The organism is Azospirillum sp. B506, from assembly GCF_000333595.1.
In the GTDB taxonomy this organism is placed as follows: domain Bacteria; phylum Pseudomonadota; class Alphaproteobacteria; order Azospirillales; family Azospirillaceae; genus Azospirillum.
This window is the reverse complement of sequence record NZ_BADK01000332.1, coordinates 1-1,545: the sequence shown is the minus strand read 5'-3', so window position 1 is coordinate 1,545 and position 1,545 is coordinate 1. Positions and strand designations below refer to the sequence as shown.

General features: G+C 64.2%; 2 protein-coding genes. Both read left to right on the top strand.

What is annotated here, in order from left to right; genetic code table 11:
* Positions 1–889 (top strand): hypothetical protein (locus I71_RS10190; protein ID WP_042694533.1); only part of this gene is annotated, 889 nt, incomplete at its 5' end.
* A 66-nt stretch (positions 890–955) separates the two neighbouring features.
* Positions 956–1,545, top strand: a 590-nt coding sequence (locus I71_RS10185) for a beta-lactamase hydrolase domain-containing protein (RefSeq protein WP_042694531.1), incomplete at its 3' end; no start/stop codon positions are given.

The window sequence follows — 1,545 nt, the reverse complement described above, 5'->3', positions numbered from 1 at the left end:
TTATCTGCTGAGCGAGGAGTTGCTGACGCTGGCCGGCCACTGCCCGGCGCATGCCGACACCCGCAAAGAGGATTACGAGAAGGTTGCGATCAACACCCTGCTCGCCTTCCTCTATGGCGACCTGCGGGAGCACATCATCGCCCGCATGCCGCTGGACGAGTCCGGACATCTGCAGCTGTCCACCCCGCCGGCCTCGCCGCACGGGCTGGATTTCACCGATCCCGACGGTCTGGCCGCCGCCGATCCCGACCGCATGGTCGGTTTCCTGCGCGACTCCGTCTGCCACCTGCTGGACGCCATCATCAAGGATTGGGCGATCAAGGTGATGGTGGAGGAGGACCGCTGCCGGACGGAGGGGACGATCACCGACATGGCCGCCGCCGGCTATGTGCTGGGGCGCGAGCTGCAGAAGTCGGTGCTGCACGGCCCGTCCGGCTACGACATGCTGTCGATCACCAAGACCGGCAGCCACACCGCGCTGCATGTCTGCTGGAATCTGGTGGAGGCGGCGCCGCTGCTGCGTCCGGGTTTGCAGGCCGAGGCTTACGACGATCTCGCCCGCCGCAGCCTGAAGCAGGTTCTGCCGCTGGCCATGGGCAGCCTGGGCATGCTGTGCCAGTTCATGGCGGCCGGAAAGATCGAGGCGGACGACCATCAGGCCATCCACCCGCTCCGCACCGACCAGTCTGCCTTCCTCTACGATCCCGACACGGACCTGATCGTCCTGAACACCGACCTGATCGAGCCGACCGCGATGGCGGGAGAGCATCACTACACCGGTTGCCCGGCCTTCTACGCCAACGGCCTGATCAACCTTTACATGGAAATCGTGCTGACGCTGGCGGCCCAGTACGGCATGTATGTGCGGCTGCAGGACAGGGTGGCGTAATCGGGGTTCTTGACGGAACGCCGACCATGCCTATGTTGGCGTTCCGTCAGAGTCGGAAGGTTTGAGTTGGCGAAGAAAAGCACCCTGCGGGCGGTCACCACCACCGCGCTGGCCGATGCGATCAAGCGCAGCCGCAGCCGCATGGCGACGCCGTGGCAGCGGGCACTCGGCCATCTGGAAAGCGTGTTCATCGACCATGCCTGTTTCCGGCTGATCTATTCCAACACCCACCGCGTCTCTTCCAACATGTACCGGGCGAGCCAGCCCTCGCCCTCACACATCGCGGCGGCGGCGCGCAACGGGGTGAAGACGATCCTGAACCTGCGCGGCTCGCGCGATTGCGCCTCCTACATCCTGGAGGCGGAATCCTGCCGCGCCCATGGGCTGGAGCTGGTCGATTTTCCGGTGAATTCCCGCGACATGCCGAAAAAGGAAACCCTTCTGAAGGCGCGCGAGCTGTTCAAGACCATGACCTATCCGGCACTGATGCACTGCAAGTCGGGCGCCGACCGCGCCGGCTTCATGTCGACGCTCTACCTGTTCGCCCATGAAGGCCAGCCGCTCGACCGGGCGATGAAGCAGCTGTCCTGGAAATACGGCCACTTCAAGCAGGCGAAGACGGGAATCCTCGATTATTTCTTCGAACTCTACGCCGC